Genomic DNA, 3,770 nt, shown 5'->3' on the forward strand with positions numbered 1-3,770 from the left:
CAGAATCCAGAATGGATGATAAGGCCTCTTCCAGAAGATTCAGGGTAATCGGTTTAAAGAGGGCATGACTGATTCCACTGCCTTTGAGCCGGGGGAGAATACGATCAGGAGATTCTCCGGTAAGGGCGACGATTGGCAGGCCGGGTTGGAGCGCCTTGACACGAAGCGCAAACGCCCAGCCATCGATGATGGGCATGTTGATGTCGGTCAGCACCAATTGAAAACCATTAACCGATTGGATGAATTCGAGCGCTTCAATCGCATCCCGTGCCGATGTTGTTGCGTAACCTATTTTTGAAAGCATCAAGCAAACCAAATTTCTGATAAACGCCTCGTCATCAACAACGAGAATGCTTGCTTTTGAATTCATTTTCATGATGTTTCTGTATCGGCGATCCAGAAAAAACACCGTCCTTTGATTTACTCTACAATTTCGAGAATCGTTCTCTTCTTTGTTTTTGCAGATACTGCATTCAATATGGTTCGCATGGCTTGAGCGGTTCGGCCCTGCTTTCCGATAACTTTCCCGATATCTTCCTTGGCCACTTTCAATTCTAATACCAAGGTATTGTTGCCTCCCACTTCTTCAACGGTCACTTCTTCCGGATTATCAACCAGTTCATGCGCAATGAATTGAATCAGTTCTTTCAATGTGAATCATCCTTTCTGGAGTCTCAGCGTCGGACCCTGCAGTGAAATCAACGCCACGGCGAGTCTATCTGTTTTTCGATGGAAGCTTCAGAACCATTTACTTTCCGGCTCGTATTTGAAATCGATACTTTCTTGGCCATCGGTATCGGTTGTATTGATAACCAGCACCTGACAGACAAACGCTTTTTTTGATTTGATTGAAAACGCCAGTCGCTGTTGCTTTGGATATTGGGTAATAATTGCTTCAGCAGGCTGAGAAATAATAAAATTAAAGCAATGCTTACAAAAATAACATTTTATCTCTTGGGCGTGAGATGAATTAGTATATCTTGCTTTCTCTCCACAAAGTGGACAAGTTTGTGAGCGCACCATGGTCCTCCGGCAGTAGGTCTTTCTTGGACGATGAACCGCGACAGCGAACCCATTCACCGCGGCTCGTCGTGGGGAGTGTTCACTGGCACGAATTCATGAGGTTGCACATCATTTCAGGTCAGAAACAGCGCGCTCACTGGCTTGGCGGGGCTACCTTATCCCAAGACAAGGAAATGATGAAAGGCACAGGCCTTTATCCCGTATTATCAATCGGGTGGTTCAATCTGACAAGACGGGACGAATGGGAGGAATATGTGGGGGAAAAACTGGTACTATGACAAAGACCGTAGATATGATTGCAGGTTGGTCTTTTTGTGGGTCAGATTGAGTCTGCGTCGAATGTTGAGCCGGTGAAAATCAATCGTGCTTTTTGATACACCCATTTGCGCGGCAATTTCTTTGGTGGTCCTGCCCTGGCGGATCAGGCTGGCCACCTGCGTTTCTAAAGGCGTCAAGTGCCTGCCATCGATGATGAAACGCCTGCTAAGGGGCGATGCGATGTCGTCGATGCCCCGTTGGACGGTATCCAGCAGGAGCCGTTGCCGCAAGGTCAGTTCCCCGGACGCGATCGTGGCAAGGTGGGGGCGGATCAGATCATTGAGGTTGCAGACGACTTTTTCTTCAAGCCTGCGACGTTCATTTTTAACCTCTTTGAGCAGCACCTTCAGGGCGGCGTTGGCCGATTCCAATCCGTCAGACCGTTCTTTAAGTTCTTCGGCTTTGTGCACCAACTCGATTTGGACTTGTTTGCGGGCTTCAACCTCCTTTCGAAGCCGCTCGTTTACCTTACGCAGATCAGCCGTTTGTGCGCTGACTTGAGCTTCCAGCTTGTGGCGCGCCGCTTCGAGGGTCTGCTCGATCTTCTTCTGGTCGCTGATGTCGATGAAGGTCGTTGCCAGGCGTTGATCGTCCAACCGAAACGCCGACATTTGAAAATGCTTGCCCATTTCCTGATGCAATCCGGCCACCGTGATGGGTTGCTCGGCGACCAAGGCCTGATCCAAATTTTCGAACCAGAACGCTTCTGTCTGCGGCCAAATCTGGCGGATCGATTTACCCACGGCGCGATGGGTCGGGATGCCGGTCAACCGCGCAAAAGATGCGTTGACATCCAGGAAGCGGGCATCGACAATGCGGCCCGAATGGTCGCGTTCTGAAATCTCAAGTACGGTCGCACCACTGATCATATCATTGAAAAGCTGCCGGTATCTCCTTTCACTGTCCTGCAAGGCGATTTCAGCCTCCTTTTTCAAAGCGACATCCACCATCACCATCCGCCACTGAATCACGGTACCCGTTTTGTCCCGATCCGCCTGGATATCCAACCGAACCCACGCCGGCTGATTTTTTTCTCGGTTGAGTACAAGTTCGACACTCTGTTTATTTCCGGTTTCACCAGCTTTTTGCAATGCAGCCCGATATAGGTTTTGCCAGCTCGAGGCAATAAATTGGCTGAAACATGAGTGCGGCAGAATTTGTCTGCCTTTTCCAATGAGGTCGGCGCCAGTCAAGTTAATGCGTTGGATGATCCCCTGGTTATTCATCGTGATATACCCGCACGGGGCAAATTCGTACAGGTCTTCATATTCTTGGTGCAATTCAAAAATTTCACCCTGAGCCCGTTTGAGCTCTTCGTTTTGGATTTCAAGCTCCGCCTGGTAAATTTTCAATTCGTGGATGAGTTCCAGGATATTCAGGGAGGAGGAGGGCGCGGTCTCCGGCCGCTTTTGGATCAGCGCTTCAGCCTGATTCCGAAGTTGTTCGAACTTTATGGATGGGGAGTGGTGTGACGTCATCTTGTTTTGCATTCCACCGGTTCACATGCATACCGGATAAACAATCAATATATGGCAATAACTGCAGTTAATATAAGACAAGGGGTGGATATACGCAACTTTCGATGTGCAGAGAAAGAGTTGACAGGAGCATTTCAGGCGCGTGAACTGACAGGCCATCAACCGGCTGCGCATGGGTCGGGTGTTCACCGACACCTTGTGTTTTCCTTATATCTTGCTATAATTTAATGGATTGTCACCCCTTACATTATTGAAAAGGCAATGTCATTAACTTAAGCCTTCGTTGGTCTAAAAACGGCCCTTTCGGAGTCGACATCGCTATCGTGTTTGGAATCGAGACACATGCCATGATCGTGTTTGTCGATTTCGATAGCGATCCTGATAGCGATTTCGATGGATGCTCCCAATATGAAAAGGGCTTAAGGTACCGACATGGATTGAGAAGGGGTTGATTCACCATCTTCAGTGAGAAATGGGTATGCCAAAGAGAAGCTCGACTACCGAAAAACCGCCAGAAAACACAACACCCGTAGCATCGGTTGCTGGGTAGGGAAACGGGGACGCGAGTGCCAGGAAACTGCCCATCATCGGATTGGGTGCGTCCGCCGGGGGGTTGGAAGCGCTTAAATTGTTTTTTGCCGAAGTGCCTGAACACAGCGGCATGGCCTATATCGTCGTGGTTCACATGAATCCGAAGCAACCCAGCATATTGCCCGATCTGCTCCAGAAGGTGTCACGGATTCCGGTTTCCATCGCCAAGGACGGTTGCCCCGTTGAACCGGACCACGTTTACGTCGTCCCACCCGACAAAGAAATCTCCCTGTTCAAAGGCAATATCCAGCTGTTGGATATCCTTGAAAAAAGGGCCGCCCTTCCTATCGATCTGTTTTTTCAATCGCTCGCCCAGGATCAGGGACGCAACGCCGCGGCCATCATCTTGTCGGGAACCGG

5 protein-coding genes are annotated in these 3,770 nt (G+C 49.4%); 1 reads left to right on the top strand and 4 read right to left on the bottom strand.

All coding sequences use genetic code 11. The annotated features are described in order from the left end of the window. From ABYV26_RS22785 to ABYV26_RS22800, 4 genes are all read right to left on the bottom strand, one after another. On the bottom strand, positions 1-376 hold a 376-nt coding region (locus tag ABYV26_RS22785; RefSeq protein WP_372683650.1), incomplete at its 3' end, for a response regulator. Positions 377-420: 44 nt separating this feature from the next. After that, a complete protein-coding gene (locus ABYV26_RS22790) occupies positions 421-651 on the bottom strand; it encodes a KH domain-containing protein (protein ID WP_372683651.1) in 231 nt (76 codons plus the stop codon). Between the two features lie 87 nt (positions 652-738). Beyond that, a complete protein-coding gene (locus tag ABYV26_RS22795) occupies positions 739-1,023 on the bottom strand; it encodes a hypothetical protein (protein WP_372683652.1) in 285 nt (94 codons plus the stop codon). A gap of 272 nt (positions 1,024-1,295) precedes the next feature. Then, positions 1,296-2,819: a PAS domain-containing protein gene (locus ABYV26_RS22800; RefSeq protein ID WP_372683653.1), complete on the bottom strand. Its 1,524-nt coding sequence runs from the start codon at positions 2,817-2,819 to the stop codon at positions 1,296-1,298. Positions 2,820-3,447: 628 nt separating this feature from the next. Between ABYV26_RS22800 and ABYV26_RS22805 the strand changes: the two genes are divergently transcribed. Then, the coding region (locus tag ABYV26_RS22805; RefSeq protein WP_372683654.1) for a chemotaxis protein CheB at positions 3,448-3,770 on the top strand (323 nt) is incomplete at its 3' end.

Origin of the sequence: Desulfosarcina sp. (assembly GCF_041551955.1) — a bacterium.
Lineage (GTDB): Bacteria > Desulfobacterota > Desulfobacteria > Desulfobacterales > Desulfosarcinaceae > Desulfosarcina.

Bases quoted from the DNA above. Each gene is read 5' to 3' on its own strand.
- ABYV26_RS22795 (WP_372683652.1), bottom strand. From the start codon at position 1,023: ATGGTGCGCTCACAAACTTGTCCACTTTGTGGAGAGAAAGCAAGATAT.
- ABYV26_RS22800 (WP_372683653.1), bottom strand. From the start codon at position 2,819: ATGACGTCACACCACTCCCCATCCATAAAGTTCGAACAACTTCGGAAT.